This window comes from Flavobacterium plurextorum (assembly GCF_024638035.1).
Taxonomy (GTDB): domain Bacteria; phylum Bacteroidota; class Bacteroidia; order Flavobacteriales; family Flavobacteriaceae; genus Flavobacterium; species Flavobacterium plurextorum.
The window spans coordinates 5356486-5382533 of the sequence record NZ_CP100442.1; the positions used below are offsets into that span (position 1 = coordinate 5356486).

General features: G+C 34.1%; 14 protein-coding genes. 1 reads left to right on the plus strand and 13 read right to left on the minus strand.

The features are described 5' to 3' along the window. Positions 1 to 10: 10 nt before the first annotated feature. A complete protein-coding gene (locus tag NLG42_RS23245; protein ID WP_257682558.1) occupies positions 11 to 1018 on the plus strand; it encodes a TQO small subunit DoxD in 1008 nt (335 codons plus the stop codon). 71 nt (positions 1019 to 1089) lie between these two features. Here NLG42_RS23245 and NLG42_RS23250 read toward each other — a convergent pair whose 3' ends face one another. The 13 genes from NLG42_RS23250 to NLG42_RS23310 form a co-directional block, all read right to left on the minus strand. Further along, complete coding sequence (locus NLG42_RS23250) at positions 1090 to 1992, minus strand: ROK family protein (RefSeq protein ID WP_257682559.1); 903 nt, start codon at positions 1990 to 1992, stop codon at positions 1090 to 1092. A 130-nt stretch (positions 1993 to 2122) separates the two neighbouring features. Then, positions 2123 to 3583: a glycoside hydrolase family 125 protein gene (locus NLG42_RS23255; protein WP_089058645.1), complete on the minus strand. Its 1461-nt coding sequence runs from the start codon at positions 3581 to 3583 to the stop codon at positions 2123 to 2125. Between the two features lie 4 nt (positions 3584 to 3587). After that, complete coding sequence (locus tag NLG42_RS23260) at positions 3588 to 5873, minus strand: GH92 family glycosyl hydrolase (RefSeq protein WP_257682560.1); 2286 nt, start codon at positions 5871 to 5873, stop codon at positions 3588 to 3590. 50 nt (positions 5874 to 5923) lie between these two features. Beyond that, complete coding sequence (locus NLG42_RS23265; protein ID WP_257682561.1) at positions 5924 to 8200, minus strand: GH92 family glycosyl hydrolase; 2277 nt, start codon at positions 8198 to 8200, stop codon at positions 5924 to 5926. 311 nt (positions 8201 to 8511) lie between these two features. Further along, positions 8512 to 10422: a beta-mannosidase gene (locus tag NLG42_RS23270; protein WP_257682562.1), complete on the minus strand. Its 1911-nt coding sequence runs from the start codon at positions 10420 to 10422 to the stop codon at positions 8512 to 8514. A 518-nt stretch (positions 10423 to 10940) separates the two neighbouring features. After that, positions 10941 to 12455 (minus strand): SusD/RagB family nutrient-binding outer membrane lipoprotein, encoded by a 1515-nt coding sequence (locus NLG42_RS23275; protein WP_089058641.1) that lies wholly within the window; start codon positions 12453 to 12455, stop codon positions 10941 to 10943. 16 nt (positions 12456 to 12471) lie between these two features. Continuing rightward, on the minus strand, positions 12472 to 15561 hold the full coding sequence (locus tag NLG42_RS23280) for a SusC/RagA family TonB-linked outer membrane protein (RefSeq protein ID WP_244281429.1): 3090 nt from the start codon (positions 15559 to 15561) through the stop codon (positions 12472 to 12474). Positions 15562 to 15860: 299 nt separating this feature from the next. Further along, the gene (locus tag NLG42_RS23285) at positions 15861 to 16871 is read right to left on the minus strand and encodes a LacI family DNA-binding transcriptional regulator (protein WP_089058639.1); all 1011 of its coding nucleotides are present in this window, start codon (positions 16869 to 16871) and stop codon (positions 15861 to 15863) included. A gap of 301 nt (positions 16872 to 17172) precedes the next feature. Further along, entirely contained in the window at positions 17173 to 18141 is a 969-nt protein-coding gene (locus tag NLG42_RS23290; RefSeq protein WP_089058638.1) for a type I phosphomannose isomerase catalytic subunit, read from the minus strand. Positions 18142 to 18431: 290 nt separating this feature from the next. Beyond that, positions 18432 to 20534, minus strand: coding sequence for a glycoside hydrolase family 97 protein (locus NLG42_RS23295; protein ID WP_257682563.1), 2103 nt, complete (start codon positions 20532 to 20534; stop codon positions 18432 to 18434). A gap of 170 nt (positions 20535 to 20704) precedes the next feature. Then, positions 20705 to 21580: a helix-turn-helix domain-containing protein gene (locus tag NLG42_RS23300; RefSeq protein WP_089058636.1), complete on the minus strand. Its 876-nt coding sequence runs from the start codon at positions 21578 to 21580 to the stop codon at positions 20705 to 20707. A gap of 192 nt (positions 21581 to 21772) precedes the next feature. Beyond that, positions 21773 to 23713, minus strand: coding sequence for an oleate hydratase (locus NLG42_RS23305; RefSeq protein WP_257682564.1), 1941 nt, complete (start codon positions 23711 to 23713; stop codon positions 21773 to 21775). A gap of 246 nt (positions 23714 to 23959) precedes the next feature. Then, positions 23960 to 25999: a protein-disulfide reductase DsbD family protein gene (locus NLG42_RS23310; protein ID WP_257682565.1), complete on the minus strand. Its 2040-nt coding sequence runs from the start codon at positions 25997 to 25999 to the stop codon at positions 23960 to 23962. Positions 26000 to 26048: the final 49 nt, after the last annotated feature.

Below are 26048 nucleotides of genomic sequence, written 5' to 3' on the forward strand. Positions count from 1 at the left end.
TTTATACTGCATGATACAGCAAAAGAAATCTTTTGACACTGCGTCTTTGGCTACTTTATCGTTACGATTGGTAGTTGGCTGGACTTATTTTTCGGCATTTTGGAGACGTCTTATTTTAGAAAACAAATTAATACCTGAAGAAGCAGGTTACATTGGCGAGAAATTCAATCACTTTTTACCCAATTCTCTGGGGTTAAAACCCATAATCGAATATTTAGTTACGCATCCCGAAGCTTTATGGTATGCAATGGTAACTTTTACCATTGTTGAGGGAATTGTAGGTTTAGCATTAATTCTTGGTTTTTTCACCCGTTTAATGAGTATTGGAATATTCTTATTAGCATTTGGAATTCTGCTCGCTTCGGGCTGGATTGGAACAACTTGTTTAGACGAATGGCAAATAGGAATTTTAGGCTTAGCCGCAGGATTTACTTTATTTATAACCGGCAGTAACTATCTTTCGTTAGATTCTTATTTTATTTCGAGAAAGTTCCGTTTTACTAAAACAAAATGGTTTAAATTTCTAGGTTCTGGACCGCTGAATTTAGCTGCATACAAGCGGCTTATTTTAGTAATCGTTGCTTTTATTGCAGGTCTTACTTTGTATACTAATCAATATTTTCATGGAGGCGTTTTTGGAACATTGCATAATAAATCAGTAAAACCAAAACTGGAAATCAGCAATTTTAAAATGCAGAGTACAGAAATGACTTTTGATGTTTATCGAGTTGAAGGTGTTGATGTTTATGGTTCTTTTTTGATTGGTATTTCGCTTCAAGATTCATCTGGAAAATATCTTTTACAATTGCATGGAGCTGATTTAGCAAAATTACCTGCCACGACTATTGACAATCATTATGTTGCCAAAATAAAACCCGGCGCTCATAGCTTGATTATTCCGCTTGGTGCAAAAGCAACAATGCGACTTCCGATCGATCGTAAAACAATGTCTGACAAAGAACATTACACGCTGACTTTAACAGATATAAGCGGTCTAACGTGGAGTGCTCGCCTTTAGTATTTATAAAAAAAGCTGTCCGAAATTATATTTCGGACAGCTTTAAAAATAGAATATTCTATAATTGATTATTATGCTTTATAAAGCATACTTGTGGCACCTAATAAAGCTGCCTGCTCATTATCTGTAGAAATAGAAACTAGGATTTTACTTCCTGCTTCTTTAATTTTTTGATTGAAAACAGGCAAAAAGAATTCGCTTGCATTTGCAATTTTTCCTCCAATGATAAAGCTGTCGGCACCAAATTTTTCTAACCACGGAAGAACAATTGCTGCCAAGTCTTGTCCCATTTGTTCAAATACTTTTACAGCCATTTCGTCGCCGTTTTCCGCCAAATTAAAAAGCTCTAAACCATTGTTTACTTTTTTTCCGCTTAAAGCGAAATAACCAGCCAAAAGTCCGCGAACCGAAACATAATCCTCAGCAATACCTTCTTTGTACGGAAGATCGTAAATTTCACCTTCTTTTGGTACTGAAATACCTGTACTGATTGATTCTCCTTTGTCAATAAAACAAGCGCCAAGTCCTGTACCAAGTGTAATGGCCATTACTTTTTTAGAAAGATTTTCTGAATCTTTAAAAACTTCTCCTTTTCCAAAACAAACAGCATCATTTTCAAAAAGAATTGGAAAATCACTAGAAAGATCTAGTTTATCTTGAAATAAATCGCGCACATTCAATCCGTAAAAATGTTCGTACTTAGATTGGTCTTTTATCCAGCAAATTCCGTTTGTATAATCAAATGGTCCCGGCATACAAACAGCTAATCCTGAAGTTTTTTCGACTTTAGAATTTTTGAATGATGTACGAATTGCTTTTTCCCAAATAGTCATAACCTCTTCCACAGGCATATTAGAATCAAAAGACTCTTTGTGCAGTGAAAAATCCATCACCTTCATATCTACTATATCAATTATCGCTGCGGTGATATGTGTGCCTCCTATATCTAAGCCAACGGCATACTCTTTATTCATTCTTGTTTTTTTGTTTTTGGAATTGAACCATTATGGGGTCAACTAAATTTTAGTTTTGATTCTTTTTCACCAGTAAGAGATTAAGTCTAACAGCCTATTTTTCTTAATCTCTTGATGGCAAATTATTGTTTTAAATGTTTTTATCTTTTAAAATTTGTGGATAATGAATACTGGTGTGTACGATCATTTCTCCAAAAAGTGTATTTGCCCAAGCAAACCATTTTCTAGTAAATTTTGCTACGTCGTCTTTATGAAAAGATTCGTGCATAAAACCAGTATCTGCATTTGTCTTGATTAAGTTGCTTATACATGCTTTTATTTCTTTTTCATCAACACTTGTAATCGCTCTTAAAACAATACTCATTGGCCAGATTGTATCGGTTCCTGTGTGTGGTCCGCCAATACCTTCGCCAGCTTTTCCTTTGTAGAAAAACGGATTATTCTCTGAAAGCACTACTTTTCTTGTGTTTAAATAAAGCGGACTGTCTGGTTCGATTGCTCCTAGATACGGTAACGATAATAGTGACGGCACATTAGCATCATCCATCATATGGAAACTTCCGTATCCGTTTACTTCAAAAGCAATGATTTTTCCGAATTTTGGGTGTTCGATAATTGCGTTTTCTTCTAATCCTTTCTGAACTTGTCCTTGCATTTCTTTTGCTTTGGCAACTAAATCTTTATCTAATAAAGCTGGCAAAGAGAAAATTTCCTGAAGATATCCTAATACTTCAATTGCAAACATATTACTTGGAATTAAATATCCAAATAAAGTACTGTCGTCACTTGGTCTAAAAGTCGAAACAATTAATCCGCATGGTTTTACAGGATAACCGTAACCTCCTAAAGGTACTCCATCTGTAGCCCAAGCTGTAACTCTTTGAAAATTGTATGGCCCTTTATCAGTCCAGCGCTGTTGTTCTTTAAACGTTTGTAAAACCAACAACATAGCTTCTTTCCATTTGCTGTCGAACAAACTTATATCTCCAGTTTCTTTCCAATAACCGTGTGCCAGTCTAATTGGGTAGCATAAACTGTCAATTTCCCACTTGCGCTCATGAATTCCAGGCTGCATTTTGGTCATGTCATTTTTCCATTCGCTTACCTGATTAAAATCTTTATAAAAAGCATTTGCATAAGGATCTAACAAAATACATTTTGTCTGACGGTTGATTACTCCTTTTACCAATTCAGCCAGTTTTTTATCTTCTTTTACAAACGGAATATACGGCCAAATTTGCGCTGTACTATCACGTAACCACATGGCATCAATATCACCTGTAATTACATAAGTATCAGGTTTACCGTCGATGATTTCAAAATCTACAGTAGTATCTAATGTATTTGGAAAACAGTTTTCAAACAACCAAGCCAGTTCTGGGTTAGCTATTTGTTTTTTGATTCTTACAATAGCAGCTTCAATAGCTTTACTTGTAAACTTTCTTTCGGCTGCAGGAGGTCTTTTTGTAATAAAATCTTTTAATGCAAAATTGAAAGTATCCGATTGCATTCCGAAAGCATCTGTTTGGATGGCCAATAATCCTGCTGAAAATATCCCAGCGTTTTTTATGAATTTTCTACGTGATTGCATAATATTATTTTGAAGTTGAATAAGAATATGGAAAAGCGTTTGCTGAAGTTCCTCTTTGTAAATTTGGTGTATCGCTCATGTCAAAATTTAATTCGCCGCCTTTTAATACATCAAAATGATTAATATAATTTTTTGAGTAAGCTGCGTTATTCCATTTTAAATCTTGAGCATATTTATTAGTTTCAGAATTTTTTTGTGCGTTAATCACCAATTCTTTTCCGTTTTCTAATTTTAATGTCAGCTTTTTAAATAATGGTGCTCCTAGAACATATTCTTCCGTTCCTGGGCAAACTGGATAGAATCCCATTGCAGAGAATACATACCAAGCTGATGTTTGTCCGTTATCCTCATCACCACAATATCCATCTGGAGTTGGTTTGTACATACGGTTCATTACTTCACGCGACCAATATTGCGTTTTCCAAGGTTCACCTGCATAATTATACAAATAAATCATGTGTTGAATTGGCTGATTTCCGTGCGCATATTGTCCCATATTCATAATCTGCATTTCGCGAATTTCATGAATAACTGATCCGTAATAACTATCATCAAAAATTGGCGGTGTTGAAAATACCTCGTCTAATTTTGCAGTAAATTTCTTTTGTCCTCCCATTAAATCAATCAAACCTTGTACGTCATGAAAAACGCTCCAGCTGTAATGCCATGCATTTCCTTCGGTAAAAGCATCTCCCCATTTAAACGGATTGAAATCTTTAGGGAAACTTCCGTCTTTATTTCTACCGCTCATTAATCCGATTGATGGATTATAAAGATTTTTATAATTCATCATTCTTTTTTCGAATAAACTGATTTCTTTTTTAGGACGATTTAATGCTTTTGCTAATTTCCAGATTGTAAAGTCATCGTAAGCATATTCTAATGTTCTAGCTGCATTTTCATTGATTTTCACATCATAAGGCACATAACCTAAAGTGTTGTAATACTGTACGCCGCGTCTTCCAACAGCATCCATTGGTCCTTCGTTGTTAGCACCGTGTAATAAAGCTTCATACAACTTGTTGATGTCATATCCTCGTAATCCTTTGATATATGCATCAGAAACTACAGAAGCTGAATTATTACCCACCATTACATTTCTAAAGCCCGGACTTGACCATTCTGGCAAGAAACCGCCTTCTTTATAATCGTTGATTAATGCTTCCTGCATTTCTTTGTTTATAGAAGGATAAACTAAATTCAATAATGGATATAAGGCACGGAATGTATCCCAAAAACCTGTTCCTGCATACATATAACCTGGCAAAACTTTACCATTGTACGGACTGTAATGTACAATTTCTCCTTTTGCGTTTATTTCGTATTGTTTTTGAGGAAAACATGCTGTACGATATAAGCAAGAGTAGAATGTTTTTAATTGCTCGTCGCTTCCGCCTTCTGCGGTTAATTTTCCTAGAACTTTATTCCACTCTTTTTTAGATTCTGCTACTGTTTCTTTAAAAGAAGCAGTTCCTAATTCATTTTTCAAATTCAACTCAGCTTGTTCTTGACTGATAAAAGAAGAAGAAACTTTTACATTTACTATTTCTCCCTTTTTAGTTTTGAAACCTACAACTGCACCAACGTGATCGTCTTTTAATTCTAATTTGTCTTTTTCTAAAACTTTATCATGCCAAGTATAATTGGTTGTAAAAGGTTTGTCGAACTGCAGTACAAAATAGTTTTTAAAGTTCTCAGGAACTCCACCGCTGTTGCGAGTAGTGTAACCAATAATTTTATTTTCTGATGGAATAATTTTAATATAAGAACCTTTATCAAAAGCATCAATTACAATTGAAGATTGTTCATTTTCTGGAAATGTAATTTGAAAATGCGCTGCTCTTTCTGTTGCAGTTATTTCTGTTGTAACATCATAATCTGCAAGGTAAACGCTGTAATAATATGGTTTAGAAACCTCGGCTTTATGACTGAACCAGCTTCCTCTTTCGTCTTCTGCAAAAGTTAATTTTCCAGTAACCGGCATGATAGAAAACTGTCCGTAATCGTTCATCCAAGGCGACGGCTGATGTGTTTGTTTAAATCCTCTAATCTTATCTGCTGTATAAATGTAAGCCCATCCGTCTCCCATTTTACCCGTTTGCGGAGTCCAGAAATTCATTCCCCAAGGTCTGCAGATTGCAGGATAGGTATTTCCGTTTGAAAGACTATGCAAAGATTGTGTACCCATTAACGGATTTACATATTCTACCGGATCTAATGCTTTAACCTGTGCATTTACAAAAATGCAGCACTGTAATAGTCCTAAAAAAATTAAACTTTTTATTTTCATATTCTGTCTTGTTATCCTATTTCTAAAATCTATGTTCTAAAATCTTAAATCTAAAGCGGTCTATCTGCTTTTTTAACACCAAAAGTTGTCGATGGTTTACTTCCCATATACAATTTTAATTCTCCTCCTTTTACAATCATATCATGTGTGATATATGATTTTGTATATGGTTTTCCGTTAAACTCAGCTTTCTGAATATAAATATTGGTTTTGCTGTTATCAATCGCTTTTATTGTAAACGAAATTCCTTCTTTATGATGAATTACTGCTGAATTTACTAACGGACTTCCCATAACGTAAATTCCATTTGCTGGATTAACAGAGTAGAATCCCATTGATGATAAAACATACCAAGCAGACATTTGTCCTAAATCTTCATTTCCGCACAATCCATCAGGTTTTGTAGAATAGAATTTCTCATCGATTTCACGGATTAATTTGGCTGTTTTCCAAGGTTGTCCAACATATGCATAAAGATATGGAATATGGTGGTTTGGCTCATTTCCTTGTGCATATTGACCAATTAAACCACTAATATCTGGAGATATTTCTTCGCCTTCTACTTTATCTGTTATTAAAAATAAGGAATCTAATTTTTTAATAAATTTATCTTCACTTCCAAACAATTCTATTAAACCATAAGGATCTTGAGGAACTAACCAAGTGTATTGCCACGCATTTCCTTCTACATAATCGTCCTTTCTATGTGCTGATGAAAGCGGATTAAATGGTGTTCTCCAATTTCCATCTGTCAATTTACCTCTCATGAATGTAGTTTCTTTATCGAAATAAAGTTTGTACAAATTGGCTCTTTTTGAGAAATAGTTATAATCCTCTGTTTTACCAAGATCTTTCGCCATTAACGCTATACAATAATCGTCGATTGCATATTCTAAAGCGTTTCCAACAGATTCTAACAATTTATCTGCAGGAATGTATTCTAGTTTTTGCACATAATCCATTCCTTCACGCGTTTGCATCGCTGTTTTTTTGATGGCTTCATAGGCTAATGCAACATCATAACCTCTATATCCTTTCATGTAAGCATCAACAATTACGGCGATCGAGTGATTTCCGTTCATTGTATTGGTTTCGTTACCCATTAAATGCCAAACTGGTAATCTGCCTTGCTGCTGATAAATCGCTAAAAATGATTTTACGATGTCGTTAATTTTTTCTTGTTGCGTAATGGTATACAATGGATGCAAACCACGGTAAGTATCCCAAAGTGAAAAAGTCGTGTAGTTTGTAAAGTTTACTTTTTCGTATACTTTTTTGTCTGTTCCTCTATAATCTCCGTTTACATCATTGAATATTGAAGGTGCAAACATGGTATGATACAAAGCGGTGTAAAAAACTTTCATTGTTTTATCGTCTGCTTTGATCTGGATTTTATTTAACTCTTTATTCCATTTTGAAGTTGCTTGTTTTGCTACAGCATTAAAGTCCCAATTTGGAATTTCGGCTTTTATATTGATAACTGCATTTTCATAACTTACAGGTGAGATTCCAACTTTTACTAAAACTTCTTTACTTTTTAAAGTTGTAAAATCTAAAACTGCTTTCATTTTTAGACCTTCACCTTCGTTTCCGCTTACAGAAGTTTTATCATCGTACAATGCCATATTTGAAATTGGCTCAGAAAATTCAATTGCAAAAAAGACACGTTGATCTGCCGCCCATCCTGATGAATATCTATATCCTACTAGAGTGGTTTCGTTTACTTTTTTTATAAACGTTTTTACAGGTTTGTCCCATCCTACACCGTCTGCAAGGTCTAATAAAACGTGATTGTCTTGAGCAGTATTAAAAGTGTATTTATGAAAACCTACTCTTTCGCTTGCCGTTAACTCTGCTTTAATTTTATATTTATCAAGCAGTACGCTGTAATATCCTGCTTTACTTACTTCATTTTCATGAGAGAAATAAGAACCGTAACCTGTTGCCATATCTTCTTTTGTTCCTTTTGTCAAAGGCACTTTTCCTGATACAGGCAATAAAAGAATATCGTTTAAATCTCCAATTCCGGTTCCGCTTAAATGAGTGTGTGTGAAACCTAAAATAGTATTACTGGCATAATTGTAACCACTGCACCAATCCCAGCCTTCAAAAACATTTACTGGTCCTAACTGCACAGCTCCAAAAGGAACATTGGCACCTACAAATACGTGACCGTGACCGGCAGAGCCAATAAACGGATTTACATATTGGGTATAATCTGAATTTGTTTGTTTTACCTTTTTTTCCTGTGAAATAACAGGATTGGCAAAAAACAGGTTTAGAGCTAAAATACCGCTAAAAGCAATTTTGTTGTACTTTGTAAACATATTTTTTTTATTTAGATTCTGAGATTCTGAGATTCTAAGGTTCTGAGATTCTAAGATTTGCTAATTAAACTTAGCACTTCAGAACCTTAGCTTCTTAGAAGCTTTTTATTTGTACTTATTCAAAACATTATATAGAGACTAGACTTTCACGGTTCGTTTTCTTATTTTACTCTCAAAAGAATAATCTAGAACACAAAAAATAACCGCAAAGAGCGCAATGACTCTCGCTAAGTTCGCAAGGTAAACAGATCCACTAAAGTGCGTCTATACACAAAAACCTTTGAACCTTTGAACCTTTGCAGCTTAGTACCTTAATACCTCTTCAAAACATCATATAGAGAATAAACTTTCAGGACTGGCTTTGTTATTTTGCCTTCAAAAGAAATTGTTCTTTCTTCGCCCTCTTTTAAATCTATATAATTATCGCTCCATTTTCCTGTATAACCTTTTATCGAAACGTATACATATTTTGCGGCTTTTGAAGCTTTTAAAATCACTTTATTTCCTTTTACTTCCCAAGTTATTTTTGGGTCTTCCAGTTTTAAATCAATTGGACGTGTAAGATCAATTTCTGGTGTTTTATCATCTCTATACGCTTCTTTCATGGCGTACCAAGCTGCTTTTGGCTGTCTGTCATAATAATCCGTTACGCTCCAGCTTGCAACAGGCCAGCAATCGTTAAGCTGCCATACTAATGTTCCCATATTATAAGGCGCTTTTGAACGGTGAATGCCTATAATATTTTTTAATGAATAGTATTGCAAACATTGTGTGAGGTAAGTATAATCCTCAACACTCATTTTCTTTATTTTGTCAGAACTAATAAAGTAGCGATTTAAATACGAATCTAATTTCATGAATCCTTTGCCGGCTTTTTGATGCGCTTGCAAAACATCCGAATATAAATATCGGTCTTCTGGTAACGTAAATTTTTCTATTGAAGAGTAATTTGGCATAGCCTGCATTCCGTACTCGCTTACAAAACGTCCCGTTTTATTCTGCACCGCTTCAATATCTTCAAGTCCCCACCAAGTTCCCCAATAATGGCTGTCACCTTCTGTAATGCTTTTTGCTTTTGACCAATGGAATAAAGGTGATGAACTTATATATGGTCTTTTAGGATCGACTTCTTTTACCCATTTTGGAATACTGTCTTGAAACAAACGAACGTAGTCTTTCCATAATCGTGTCGAATCTTGCTTTGACATTTTCATGCTTTTTTGCCATCCCCAGCTTTTAAAAGCTTCATCGATTTCATTATTTCCGCACCATAAAACGATGCTTTTGTGATGACGAAGACGTTTTACCTGATATTGAACTTCTTTTTTTACATTGTCAAAAAAAGCATCATCTCCCGGTACCATTGTTCCTGCGAACATAAAATCCTGCCAGACATAGATTCCGTTTTTATCACATAAATCATAAAAATAATCATCTTCATAAACCCCGCCTCCCCAAATACGAAGCATATTCATATTGGCATCTTTGGCAAGTGCAATTACTTTTTCGTACTCTTTTTTGGTTACTCTTGACAAGAATGCATCTGATGGAATGTAATTTGCCCCTTTCATGTAAACTGGCTTGTCATCAATTTTAAAGTAAAATGATGCTCCTTTATCATCAGGCTGTTGTACCAATTCAATTTTTCGGTCTAAAACATATGGTTTCTCAGGAGTTTTTACATCATACGCTTCTAATCTTGGCGTTTTCCAAATTCCGCAAGTTGTGAATTTTGGTCCCCAATCCCATCCAAAATGGTATTGTGCTTTACGCACATAGGCACGAGGATTATCTGGAATTACAAACGGAAAATCTTTTTTGGCCAATGAATCAACAACATTTTGTGCTGATTTAAAAACGACCACTAAATCATTTTTTCCCGGCTTTAAATTCTTTTTTACGTCAACACGCCACTGACGAAACATATTGTCAGCCTTTAAAACCAATTGATTATTTAAATAAACGGACGCGTAAGTATCTAATCCGTCAAAAACTAATTCAGTATTTTTTTTATTTAAAGTTGCAGCACTTACTTCAAAAGTGGTTTTATATTCCCAATCTTTCTTTTCAATCCATTCCAGCTTTTTTTCATTGTCTCTGTAAAATGGATCTGGTATTAATTTATTGTTGAGTAAATCTGTATGAACTTCACCGGGAACAGAAGCAGGATACCATTTTGTAGTTTTGGTTTCTCTGTACTGCCATCCTTTTTTTAATTCCATGTTTTGCGCGTTTGCCACAAATGAAAAATTTGCCAGACAAATACTCAAAACCCAATAAAAGTTCTTTTTAAACTCCATTATAACTCAATACTTAATTATTATGCTTTTGCAACTTAATCGTTGGCAGTTTGAGAAGGAAAACTACGTCTCCACAATCCTCCCTCTCTTTTGGGCTTTTAATACGGAATAACAGTAACTAACAAAATATTCTGAAAATCATTTTCCCTTTTACAGCTGCCAAGTTTTATCTTTTAAATTGTTTATTTAAGATTTTCTATTACACTTCAATAATTAAAAAATTAAGATCACTCAATTGTATGTTCTTTTGAAAGTAATTCCATCTTTTTCAGCATAAGCTCTTTTGTCTTTTGCGAAAAAAAAGGTATTAAAACTACAGAACTAATTATGGATACAAACCCTCTAATTTAATGAAAATTGAAATAGGAAATTAAAAATAAGCCGGGAGGTACTCATACTCCTCCCGAGCTTATTCAACTTAACTAACCAAAATTTTAAAACTACTTATCCCACCAAATTCTCGTTGTCATTAAATCCAACCCTTGGCGTTGTACTGCTTCTTTATAATTCACACTATTTGTGATTAACTCTGACTGATCATAAATTAATCTTCTTGGAATAGTTCCTTTTGTTTCTCCTGTTGGATCATTTACCGGAACTAAAACTGGATATCCTGTTCTTCTGTATTCTGAAAATGCTTCAAAACCATTAAACAATAAAACAATCCATTTTTGAGTAATAATTTGTTCGATTTTTTGAGCTTCAGTTCCTGTTGATTTAAAAGGGTGAGCCGTCATGTAATCGTTGTATTCTGTAAGAGTAACTGCTGGTACTTTGTCTCCAAAAATAGTCAGTACCTGCATTGCAGCTCTTACTCCATCTTCATAATGCTTTTGTGCTGATCCGTTTACATTCCATCCTTTTACCGCTGCTTCAGCTAAAATAAATTCTACTTCAGCGTAAGACATAATTAATGTAGGAGCATCTAAACGTAATACTGTTGACGTATTAGGATCTGAGAAAAGTCTTTTGTCTCCACCTGGAAATTCTCTTGCATCGTTTGCAAGGCCTTGCTGGCTTGCTGGAGAATTATTTCCTGTTGCTTCAAGTTTTGCTAATATTCTTAAACGTGGATCGTTATTGTTTTTCAAATTATCGATAAACGTTTTACTGAATTTTGTATTTGCATCACCTTTATTCAAGTCATTCCTAACCCATGAAGAAGTTATTGGGTTTGTTTTAACTCCTTGTGGTCCTGCATCATGTCTTAAAACTAAGCTGTCATCATTTGAAGTAAAAACTCCTTTAGCAACAGCTTTCTCAACATATTGTTGTGCTTTTGCAGGGTTTACTTTAGATAAACGCATTGCAACTCTTAACATCATTGAATTAGCTAATTTTTTCCATTTAGCTACATCACTTTGATAGAACAAATCAGCGTTGCCTACAAATGCTTTATTAGCATCTAAAGCGCTTCCTGCTTCATCTAATTCTTTTAAAAGATCATTGTAGATTGCTTCTTGAGTATCATACTTTGGAGCATAAACTCCTCCGTTGTATCCTTTTCCAGCTTCAAAATAAGGAACATCTCCATAAGTATCTGTTAACTTTTGAAACAAGAAAACTTTCATGATTCTTAAAGCCTGAATAGCATTAGCATTTTCTGGTGTATCTTTTATAACAGATAATAACTGAAAAATCTGATTCAATCCTTTACCATACGTTTCTCCAAAAAGTGCTCCTGAATATTCAGATGAATAGGTATATTTTGACCCTGAACCACTTAAGGATGAAAATTGCTGTACAATTTGCGCAGCATAAATATTATTTCCTCTTGTATTAGAAAAGTCTTGTCCGTCAACATAAATCTCAGCAAGTGTAAACATAGATTTTACAGCTGGATCTGTCAAAGCATTTGGATTCTGATTCAATTCTTCGAATCCTTTGTCGCATGAAGCTAGTGTCATTGCACCAACAATCGCAACACAGAATATTTTTATAAATTTATTTTTCATCTTTCAATTTTAGTTATTAGAATTTAACATTAAGAGTTAAACCAAAATTTCTTGTCAATGGCATAGATGCTCTTTCAAGACCTTGTGCATTACTATTAGAGTAGTTAGACTCTGGATCAATGTTTGGCACTTTGTCATAAATTGTCCATAAGTTATGAGCAGAAAATGCTAAACTAACCGATTGAAATGGTGTTTTTGCAAGATTTGCTTTTGGGAAATTATAGCTGAAAGAAACCGCTCTAAGTTTAATAAAATCAGCATCGTAAACGAAGTTTGATGTTACATCACTATAACTTCTCCAGTAATCGTATGCAGAAACTGTAGTGTTTACAGGATTACCGTTAACATCTGTACCACTTACTGCTACACCGCCTTCACGACCGCCAAGTGTTTGCTCTGTTAATCCGTAACGAGTTCCTAACTGGTTTGTTGCTGAGTAGATTTCTCCTCCAAATTTAGCATCAACAAAAATTGAAAGTGTGAAATTTTTATAAGAGAAATCATTTGAGAATCCCATAGACATTGGCGCTACACCTTGTCCCGCGATAATTAAATCTCCTCTCATGAATCGGCCGTTAGTGTCAAGTACGATATTTCCTTTTGCATCTCTTAAATAATCGTAAGCTTTGATTATTCCAAATGGCTGTCCTTTTTCTAAAACTACAGAAGCTCTAGAATCTCTATTTCCTTCAAGTGTTTTTGTTGTAATTTTATCAGAAAGATTAAGTACTTCACTATCGTTGTAAGCAAAATTATATCCAACATTCCATGCAAAAGTTGGTGTTTTAATTGCTTTTACATTGATTGCAAATTCAACCCCTTTGTTTAGGATTTCACCCACGTTGATTTTTGTTGTTCTATAACCAGATGCTTGAGAAATATCTGCATCAGTAATATCGTTAGTTGTTTTCTTGCTGTAGAAAGTCAAATCTGTACTCACTCTATTATTGAAGAATGTATTTTCGAAACCAAATTCGATTGTACTAACGTTGTAAGGTTTTAAACCTCTGTTTGGAACTGTATCTCCATTAACTCCTAAAATTGGCTGACCTAAAGAATCTGTTTGTCCATCAGGTGCAGAATATGTTAATGCTAAAGCATAAGCGTCTGGCAAAGCTCCACCAACATTACCCCAACCTGCTCTAATTTTACCATAAGACATCCATTCTGGCATTTGGATAATTTCAGAATAAATTAAACTGGTACTTACAGATGGGTAAAAAGTACTGTTGCTTGATGGATCTAAAGTTGAGAACCAATCTTGACGACCTGTTAAACTAACATATAAGAAATCTTTGTATCCTAAATCTGCAGAATAGAAAAGTGAGTTAACTTCGCTTTCTGAGAATAATTTTTCTGTTTTGTCAGGTTGTGTATTTCCGTAGAAATATTTGAATGGAACAATAAAATTAGTTCCTCTCATTTTAATTCCGCTAAATCTGTTGTGTTGACGGTTAGCTCCAATGAAAGCATCTAATGAAAGATTCTCAACAATATTACCTTTGTATCCTAAATAAGCAGAAGCATTATATTCTGTACGTCCTTCTACTCTGTTCTCATATGATCCTCCTGGGCTGTAGTTAATTCCTGTAGGCTCAATTTCAGTGTATTCGTAGTTGATATCATCCATACCAATAACACCTTTTGCGTAAATTTTATCAGTAATGTTATAATTTACTTTTGCAGAACCGATAAAACGTTTTCTAAGATCATTATTTAAATCTTCTTGTGTTGCAAAATATGGATTCGTTTGGTAAGTGTTTGATCCAAAATAATCAGCTTCACCTCCATTTGCATCGTAGCCATTACTTAACCATCTGATATCTGCTCCTGGATTTAAGAATGTTGTAGTATACGAAGCATTTCTAGGAGAATCGTTCAAATAAGGTCTGTTTTGACTTTTCTCTGTAATATATTGTACATTCGTTTCAATACTAATTTTTTTGTTCGGAGACGAGTTCAAACTTAAAGCCACGTTGTTTCTTCCAAAGTTTGTTCCTGGTAAAATAGACTCATCTTTTGTATTTCCGAAAGACAATCTAAAATTAGTTGTTTCGTTTCCTCCAGAAATTGCTAAAGTATTACTGAAAGAATATCCAGTTCTGTAGAAATTTTTTACGTTATCTTTCCCGTTTGCTTGGTACGGTCTAGTAGTTCCATCAAGTGCAAGAGTAGGTTTTCCGTCATATTTATCTCCCCAACCTAATACATATTTTTCTCTAAGATCTCCTAAATTATTAAATCTTGTAGGAACTCCGTTTACAGGCTCTCCTGATCCGTATTGATCTTGCCACTCTAAAAGACTAATTGGTGTATTGAATGTAGAGTTTGTGCTAAAATCTACTCCAAGACCAGTTCCGCTTTTTCCTTTTTTAGTTGTAATCAAGATAACACCATTTGATCCTCTGTATCCGTAAAGAGCAGAAGCGGCACTACCTTTAAGTACTGACATAGAAGCGATATCGTCTGGATTGAAAGAAGACATACCATCACCTTTATCAGCTCCACCCCACATACCAGCATTTCCTTGCTGACTGTTATCGATTGGAATACCATCTACAACATACAAAGGCTGGTTTAATCCAGAAGCCGAAGTTGCTCCACGAATTACAACACGGCTTGAACCTGATGGTCCAGAAACTGGTGCAGAAACGTTAACACCGGCAATCTTACCTTGTAATGCGTTCCCTAAGTTAATTTCTTTGTTTTTTGTTAGTTCTTCTCCTTTAAGTTCCCCAACAGCGTATCCTAAACTTTTCTTTTGTTTTTTAACTCCAAATGATGTTACAACAACATCTTTTAGTTCTTGTACATTTTCTAATAATACAACTGATATTTTACTTTCGCCTGGCTGAAGTACTATCGTCTTTGATGTAAAACCTATCGAAGACACATTTAAAGTAACCGCTCCTTCTGGAACATTCATTTTAAATCTACCTTCTGTATCTGTAATTGCACTAAACGGTTTTCCTTGAACCTCGATAGATGCAGCAATGATTCCTCTGTTCTGTGCATCTGCCACTACGCCTGTTATTAATCGATTTTGCGCCACAGCTCCTAAGCTGCACAACAATACCATTCCTAACACTGCTAATATTCGTTTCATAAGCTTTTTTTTTGGTAATTGGTAATTTGTTTTGTTTTAACGTGATTGTTTTTAAATAATTAATAAAAATTTGAACTCAATTTTAATATTGCACTCATAAGGCATACGCCCAACAAATACAATGCTTTAATAGCAACGTAAACATTCCTATAACTTTTAGCAATCGATATAGTAAACAGCTCAAAAAAATTAACACAATACTTGAATATTTCGAACTTAAATTACTAAAACGATTTAGTAAAATTCCTAAAAAAAAACGAATCGTTTTTTTCTTTTTTTTATGATTATGCTCTTAAAAATTAAACTGATTCTCTAACAATCAATTCTCCTTTTTTGAGACTTTTTTCTATTTCAAATTTCTCCATATCAGTCATCTGACTCAACAACAATTGTATCGATTTGACCGCAATATCATTAATAGGCTGCGAAATGACTGTTATTTTTGGTGTATGAAGTTTAAAACTGTCATGATCATCAAAACTAATAACCGAAACATCGTCTGGTATCGTTTTCCCAACCTTTTTAAAAGCCTGTAAACCTGCAAGCCCCATATAGTTTGTTAAAAACAAAACAGCATCAATTTGCGGATTTTTTTCTAAAAAACTTACAATCGCTGCAACTCTGGTTTCTTCAGTGCTGTTGTAATCCATGTGAAGTACCAGCGAATCATTATAAATACCAGCTTCTTTTAATGCATCTCGACATCCGTCTTCTCGCGATTTCATCTGAATCATTTCAGATGTGATATTGACAATCGCTATGTTCTTACGACCTTTATTGATCAAAAATTTTGCTGCAGAATTTGACGCCTCATAATTATCCATTACAACATGGCTCACATTTTGTCCTGCAAAATATCGGTCAATTAATACTACCGGCTTTTTTAATCTCAAAAGCAAATCAATACTGCTTTCTATATTTTGTGTCGGAGTAATAATAAACCCATCCACATTTGCCTGCAGTAAACTATGTATTAACTCCTCAGAACGTTCATCATTACCACCTGTACTGCAATAAAAAACGCGATAATCAATATTTCTCGCTTCATCTTCTATTACCCGCGCAAGATCAGCAAAAAACTGATTCGAAATATCCTCAACAATTAACCCGATAGATCTCGTTTTACCTGTTCGAAGACTTGTCGCTATCATACTTGGTCGATAATTAAGTTTTTCAGCAACTTGCTGTACTTTTTTAATTACCGCCGGGCTTATCCCCATCTTCTCTCCTTTATCATTAATAACAAAAGACACCGTAGATATAGAAACCTCAGCTTCTGTTGCAATATCTTTAATAGTTATTTTTTTCATCTAGAGAGTTAATTTTTCATTAAGCTGTTATTAACGATATCACAAATATAACTAAAAATAGTTACTAAAACGATTTTGTAGATATTATTTTAAACAAATCATTATTTTAAAGCCAATAATAATCATATTTAACAGTAATTATATGTGTTTTTAGCATTAATCGTTATTTTTAATAAGATAAAAACGGCATAATTTTAATATGAATATCCTTTTATTAAGAATCTTTACTGAATTATTAACGGGCAATTTAACTCTTTTTTTTGGTTTGCAGCTCTTTTAAATCAAATTAACACTTATAGTTTTACGAAATATAAACTTCTAAAATTGAAGCTTCTCCTTCTAACACATAATTACGCATTCCTGCAGGAATTAAAACGGTATCGCCTTTTTTATATTGATAACTAACATTTTCATATCTAATCTCAAAAGTCCCTTCAATACACATATAAACTGTAAAAGTTTCTCCGTCTTTGTTTCCTTCAATCTTGCCGTCTAGCGGAATAATATTTGTTGTAAAATAAGGACAATCTACAATTACATTCGATTGATTAGATACTGTTTCGTACTTTTTATGTGTATCTACTTTATTGTAATTGATTGCATCAAGCGCTAAATCAACATGTAATTCTCTTGTATTTCCTTGAGCATCTTTTCGGTCAAAATCATATAAACGGTACGTAATGTCAGATGTCTGTTGAATCTCTGCAACAACCAATCCTGCTCCAATTGCATGCACCGTTCCAGTTTCTAGAAAAAATACATCACCAGCTTTTGCTTTTACATCATCAAGAATCGAAACCAAAGTTTTATTGTTTAGATTTTCTAAATATTCTTCTTTGCTTGAGTCTTCTTTAAAACCAACAATAATTCTTGCATCTGCGTCGGCCTGCATAACGTACCACATTTCAGTTTTACCAAAAGAGTTATGACGTTCTTTCGCTAATTTATCATTTGGATGTACTTGTATTGATAAATCTTCGCGTGCATCTAGATATTTAAAAAGCAACGGAAATTGATTGCCAAATCGAGCATAAACGTTTTTTCCTAAAATATCATTTGGAGACTTATCAATAAGTTCTGTCAATGATTTTCCTTTTAATTCTCCATTCGCCACCACACTTACATCACCTTCTACTGTAGACAATTCCCAGCTTTCTCCTGTAATAGAAGAAACAATAGGTTTATTAAGAACCGTTTTTAATTTTTCGCCTCCCCAAATTCTTTCTTTCAAAATTGGTTCAAACTGTAAAGGGTACATTTTCGTATTCATTTTTTATATTTTTTAATTTTTATTTTTTTGCCAATAATTTCACTAATTATCACTAATTAATTCGCACATAACTTAAATCTGCTTAATCAGCATGGAATCTTTTTTTACCACTCCCGATAGCTATCGGGATAAAAGGATTAAAATGATTTAAAAAAATCTGCTAAATCTGCCATCCCGATAGCTATCGGGAGCGTGAAACCTTTTCTGCCACAGATTAGAATGACTAAAAAAAATCCGTGTTTATCTGCGTTTTCGCGATAGCGAATCCGCATCATCCGCGTGCCATTTTTCTACTTTATAGAAATCGCTGCGCCTCCGCTTGATGCTAGTTTTTGTTTCAGTTTTGTTTTACTGTTTACCGTTACTTTTCGAATGTTGTACGATTGCGGATTAGTTTTATAATCTGCCGTTTTTCCATCTTCATAAATTGTAGCTGTAAAGTTTTTTCCCGCTGGAAGAAAACTAAAATCAATTAAAGCTGTACGTGAATTTTCATCTGTAATTGCCCCCACAAACCATTCTTGTTTGCCTTTTGTTTTTCTGGCAATAGTAATATAATCACCTGGTTCAGCTTCTAGAATATAAGTTTCATCCCAATCTAAAGCGACATCTTTTATAAACTGAAAAGCGTCATTAAACTTTATATAATTTTCTGGTAAATCGGCAGCCATTTGCAACGGACTGTACATTGTAACATACAATGCCAATTGCTTAACAAGCGTTGTGCTCAATTTATTTTTCTTCGCTCCGTAAACTGATAAATCACCTTGAAAAATTCCTGGAGTATAATCCATTGGTCCGCCCATTAATCTTGTAAAAGGCAAAATTGTAGTGTGATCTGGATGAATTCCTTCCATCGATTCAAACTCAGTTCCACGAGCTGATTCTTGCGCAAACCAGTTTGGATAGGTACGATGCAAACCTGTTGGACGAACGGCTTCATGTGAATCTACCATAATTTTATGCTTAGCAGCTTCTTTTGCTACATAAGTATAATGATTTACCATTTGCTGTCCGTCGTGATGTTCTCCTCTTGGAATAATTGGCCCAACATATCCTGTTTTTACAGCATTGTAATTGTTATCAACCATAAAGTTTAAAGCATCTTTCAACTGTCTTTCATATTCAGAAACTGATGATGTTGTTTCGTGATGCATGATGATCTTAACGTTTTTCTTCCCAGCATAATCGCTTAATTCTTTCACATTAAAATCTGGATATGCTTTGGTAAAACTATAAATATGTTCTTTTTTAAAAGCAGTATTATCTTCCCAGCCTTCGTTCCAGCCTTCTACCAAAACAGCATCAAAACCATTTGATGAAGCAAAATCTATATATTCTTTTACATGCTTAGTATTTGCTCCATGTGTATTATTTGGTTTTAACTTAGAAAAATCCGTTTTCCCAATTACAACATCCTGATTGTCTGAATACGCCCAAGTAGATCCTCCGCCTGTAAAATATTCCCACCAAACACCAATATATTTTACTGGTTTTATCCAAGAAACATCTTCAAAAGCACAAGGTTCATTTAGATTCAAAATCATCTTTGATGATAGAATATTTCTAGCATCGTCACTTACAACAATAGTTCGCCATGGCGTGAAACTTCCTGTTTGAATATATCCTTTATTGCCAACTGCGTCTGGAACTAAATGTGAACTTAATGAATACGTTTTGTCATTTACATTAAGGCACATTGCCGGAAAGTTTTTTAGCGCAGCTTCGTGAATATTAATATAAAGTCCCTCATTTGTCTTCATCATTAAAGGCGTTTGAGCAGCTAAATTTTTAATTGTTGTTTGCGCAGCTAATGGAACATGTGTTGCATCGTAAACCAAAGACTGCATTTCTGATATTTTTGAAGTTGAATAACTATATTCATTAGTATCATAATCACCCGGAATCCAAAATAATTTATGATCTCCTGTCAAATTAAATTCAGTTGTTTCTTCTTGAATAATAAAGTGGCGCAAATTGTCTTGCACCGGAAATTCATATCTAAAACCTAAACCATCATTAAACAAACGAAAGTAAATAGACATTTTTCGTTTGCTCTTTTCTTGCACAAGATCAACTTTTAATTCATTGTATTGATTTTGTATTTCTTTTTGCTCTCCTAAAACGGGTTTCCAAGTACTATTTTCCGACTGAAATTTCGTTTCGGCAACTTGAAAACCTTTATTCAATAAAATATCAGACTTTATAACAAAACCCATTTTGCTTTCTTGAATTACTGCTTTTTGTTTAAAGTTTAAAGTATAAACCGGTGTTCCGTTTTGATCTAAATGAAATTTCATTGTTAAGTTACCATTAGGAGACTTAAGGTCTTGCGCAGTAACAAATCCGACTAAAAACAATATAAAGAAGCAGCTAAAAAATGTATTTTTCATAAGATAATTTGAGAGAGTAAAAATTCCTAAATCGATTTAGTAAAAATAATAAAATAAATTAAAAAGCAATACTTTGTAGAAAAAAATAAATATAATGGAATAAAAACGCGGTTTAAATTAAGAATAATCTTTCGCGTAAAAAGAGAAAAAGAAATGTAATTTATTGATTTCTATAAATTTTGAAGTCGGCGATAATCTGTTGGAGAAATAGAAGAATGTTTTTTGAAAAAACGTCCAAAAGCAGAAACTGAATTAAATCTAAGTCGATAAGCAATATCACTTATATTGATTGCTGGATTTCCTAATAATACGACGGCTTCTTTTAACAAATGGGCATCGATAATTTCGTGCGGAGTTTTGTCTGCTGCTTTTTTGACAATCTGAATCAGATATTTGTTTGAGATATGTAATTTCTGAGCATAATAACTTACTCCCTTATGCTGTGTTATATTATTCATAACCAGATTAAGGAACTGGAAATAAGTATCTTTCGGATTACTAGCAATTGAAACTGTTTCAGGTGCTTCTTTTGGTAATAATTCGGCTGTTTCTAAAAGCAGATTAAATATAATGGTTCTTACAATTTCATCTTTAAACTTCAAATCGGCCTCAATTTTACTTTCAAGGTATTTCATCAATTTAATCAGCTTTTTGGCATCTTGCTCTTTGAGTTGTATGAGCTCAAATGATCTGTCTTTAAAAAAAGCCAGTCTTTCAATGATAAAAGGATCAGATATGTATTTAAGCAGAAATTCCTTTTCAAAAAACAGCAATTTCATTCTAAAGTCTTCACTGTTATTATGAAAAGCAATAATGGTTGCAGGTCTTGCAATTAGTAAAGTAAATTGTTTTATATCATGTTGATGTCCGTCAATAGCAATATCGATATCTCCTTCAGTACAAATACACAACGAATAATAATCCATTCGAAAAGGCTTCTGAGGATATTCCATTTGTTTTTTACCCGAAGAAACATAATAGGGTAACTTATTATCAACCTCAAAATAGGCTAATGTATCTCTTATTTTATCGTAAGGTTGATCCATCCTATATAAATCCTGCTTAAATATTGTTTTTGGAAAACTAATTTACGTATAAAAATAAGCATTTATTAGGTATAATTCCTTATAAAACATGACCTTTTAATAATTAATTAAACTTAATTCATGCAAAAATGACGCTAAAGCAAAAGCCTTAACGTCATTTATTTGAAATATGATATTATATACAATTACGTTTTAATCTCTGATTCCTCCTATCCAATGTTTTAACTTATTTAATTGTTCATTAAAGAAGGATTCGTGCTCTTGCCCTTCATCAGCATTTTCAACAAGCAGATGTTCGTAGTAAGTTCCTTTTAGAAATTTTCTTAAAAGTCCTTCACCTACTATTGGCTCATAATCGTTTAATGATTGTGCAGCTTTAAGCAAATGACGAATATCGTATTGCAGCGGATTAATGTCCGGCACCTGTTTGTTCAGATTCAATAAGTCGTAAACCGCTATTCTGGCAGTTCGTACAGAACTTTCCATTGTAAATACAATATCATTATTGGTTTCTACAAACTGCCCTACTAATCCTAAATTGGTACAGCCTTCCGGCACTACTTGCGGACGATCGCCTTTTGCTCTCGGCATAAACATAGACGTGATATATGGCATATAAGAACTTCTAACAATGGTATTTTCTACAATATTGTCTAGTTGATCAATGATTCCTAAATGATACGCTAATTCAGCCAAAATCTCATTTCCAGTACATTGCGGCATTGTTTTTTTGACATAATCACCTTCTTTGTCCATAAAAAGGGCATAGACCCAAATTACTAAAATATCATCCGGCTGGTCTGGAAAATGAGGTTGTCTATTACAAGTAAAACTCATTAACCATTTTGAATCGCTGATAGTTACAATTCCTCCTGTTGCCGTTTTTCCTGAGTACGGATCGTTGACACAAAGTTCTTTTACTTTTTCTACAAAGGCAGAAGGTTTACAAGTAAGTGTAGCCGATTCCCAAGAAGATTTTGCAATGTTACCACAGAATTTTTCAGGTTTCCCGAAAACAGGTGATTTAGCGGCTAGATTTTTCCATAATTTCCATCCGGCACTTTGTCCGCTCGTACCATTGTCTAAACCTATAATTGGAGCATTTTTATTATCTCCGTAAAAGGTATCTTCGGTCATAGAACCTGTTGTAGCAATTACATAGTTATCTTTACCTACAGGAATTCTTTCTTCTTTCCCGTTTTTTTCGATAATAATAGCTTCCACTACTTTGCCTTCGGTATTACTGTGAATATCTAAATCTTTAACGAGTGTGTTTAAGTCAATTTGTACGCCTTTACTCTGAAGAAATCTTCGAAGCGGTGTAATAAAGGTATCGTATTGATTGTATTTTGGAAAAACGAGACATGAAAGATCTTTCATTCCGTCGATCGCATGCAGAAAACGGTGCATATACAATTTACATTCTAATAAACTGTGCCAGTTTTCGAAGGCAAACATAGTACGCCAAAAGAACCAAAAATTACTATCTAAGAAAGATTTACTAAAATAGTCTTCGATGGTTAAATCGTCTAAATCTTCTTTCTTTTTAAGGAGCAATTTTATAATCGCAAGCTGATCTTTTTTCTCCAATCCAAATTTACTGAAATCTTTAATTTGTCCTTTATTATGAATCAATCTCGCTTTAGAGTAATTAGGATCATTATCATTAACCAAACGGTATTCGTCTAATACGCTATACGGTTCAGGAAGTTCTAAAGCTGGAATATCCTGAAAAATATCCCAAAGGTTTTCATAAGTCATATCCATTTCACGTCCGCCGCGAATAATATAACCATCTGTAGTATTTCCGGCGCCATCAAGTGATCCGCCATCTACGTGAAGCTGATCAAGAAAAATAATATTCTCACCTGGAACATGAGCGTCACGAATAAAATAATAAGCCGCTGCCATTCCTGCAATACCGCTTCCAACAATATAAATTTTACTGTCTTTATACGATTTTGAAGGAATCCCTTTGTTTCGCTGATAGTTTCCAATTTGATCTGAAAAAGGCATTGTTTTTTCAGGTGTATTAATTTGAACCTCTTTACTAGAGTCCGGTTTGTGGTTCACATTTCCATATTCTTGAGAACCATTAAGTAATTTATCGAATTTTGAAGTGGTAGAACTCATAACTAATCTATTTTTGATTTACTCAAAGTTAAGACTAGCCCGAAGATAATGTGCATCCCGAAATTCGGTAATACTATCCCCAAATTCTTACTTATTTATTTGCTGTATTTCTTTCTGTACCCATTTTTTATTGAGTCCCAAAAATTACTCACAAAAACGCCAAGCAGCCTATTTTCATTAGAAAACCTAAAAAAATTGGAGGCTTGGCGAGATTAAAAAATAACGGTCTAATTTTCTGTCTATGCTTTATTTAAAATTAGAAATTCCGCTTTTCAGCCAATTATAATAATTCTCAATATCAGGATTATAAGCAGACGGCTCTGTAAGATTAGCACTTTTATGATCAACTATTACATAAAACGGCTGCGCATTTGCTTTATAGGTTTTAATTTGCAGATCACTCCATTTGTTCCCGACGGTTTTGATTTTCTTCCCAGTGGTTTCAGAAATATATTGTTCCTTTTCAGGCAGTTCTTTTTTATCATCCACATATAATGAAATCAACACAATATCATTTTTTAACACTTCCAGAACTTTCGAACTAGACCAAACCAGTTCCTCCATTTTCCTGCAATTTACACACGCATGTCCCGTAAAATCAAGCAAAACGGGCTTTCCTGTTTTTTTTGCAAATTCCATTCCCTTGTCATAATCATGAAAACTGATGAGATTTTGAGGACCAAATTCTGCTCCTTCAGGTAAAAGTACTTTTGATACAGAAGCATTATTAGAATTTCCAAATCCATTTGGAGATTCACTGTACTGCATTGGCGGCGGGAATCCGCTGATGAGTTTAAGAGGCGCACCAAAAAGACCAGGAATTAGATATATGGTAAAACTTAGCACCAATAATCCAAATGCTAATCTTCCTACTGAAATATGCTGTAACGGAGAATCGTGCGGCAAGGTAATTTTCCCGAATAAATAAAGTGCCAAAACTCCAAAAACTGCAATCCAGATTACAAGAAAAACTTCTCTTTCCAGCCAATGTAATTGCAGCACCAAATCGGCATTAGATAAAAACTTAAAGGCTAAAGCCAATTCAAGGAAACCTAAAACTACTTTTACCGTATTAAGCCATCCGCCTGATTTTGGTAATGCATGCAGCCACCCCGGAAAAGCGGCAAATAAAGAAAAAGGTAATGCAATCGCCATAGAGAATCCTAACATTCCAATAATAGGCGCAATTCCGCCTTTTGAAGCAGCTTCCACTAATAATGTCCCTACGATTGGTCCTGTACACGAAAAAGAGACAATTGCCAAAGCCAAAGCCATAAAGAAAATCCCAATTAATCCGCCTTTGTCTGCCTTCGAATCGACTTTGTTTGCCCACGCATTCGGAAGCATAATTTCGAATGCTCCTAAAAATGAAAAGGCAAAAATCATTAAAAGCACAAAAAAGATCAAGTTAAACCAAACATTTGTTGAAAGTGCATTTAGAGAATCTGCTCCAAAAGCCCATGTCACAACAGCTCCCAAAAAAATATAAATAGTAATAATCGCAATTCCATAAAAAACGGCTTTTCTAATTCCCTGCGATCTTGTCTTGCTTTGTTTGGTAAAAAAACTGACTGTCATTGGAATCATCGGAAAAACACAAGGCGTTAACAACGCAGCAAATCCTGAGAAAAACGACAATAAAAAAATCGTCCATAAACTTCTCGATACTGTTTTTGGTTCGTTTTTCTTAATTTCTTTTTGAGGCGTTTTTACAATTGTTGCTGCAATTAATTTTTCTGTTTTTTCTTTTACCTCAACTGCAGCAGGTTCAGTAACCTCTATTTTTGTTTCCGTTTTTAAAGCAGCTTCTATTAAAGTTTTCGCTTTCGCGGAAGGACTCACAGTAAACTCCAATTCATCTGAACTTGGCGGAAGACAGTTTTCGTCATTACAAACCATAAATTCAACATCTGCATTGATTTTGAATGGTTTTGATGAAAGTATTTTAATGCGTTGTCTAAAAGTCGTTTCTTTCTCAAAAAACTTAATCTGCATTTTGAAAACAGGATCATTAACCGTTTTTCCTTTTTCTTCTTTTACAGCATCCATTAAAAGGAAATCTGCTCCTTTAATAAAATTAAAACGTGTTGGAATTGGACCTCCGTCAGAAACTTCCTGGCTGTATAAATGCCAGCCAGATTCTATAATAGCTTTTGCCTGCAATTCGTATTCAGTATCAGAAATTTTCTCGACACTGGTTTTCCATTTTATGGGATTGTATATCTGAGCCTTTGCTAATATGGAAAACAACAGGAAAAAGCCCAATAAAAAAATGTTTTTTTTCATGGGTTAAAATCTTTAAGAAAGAGGGTTGAATAGCAAAAAAACAACCCTC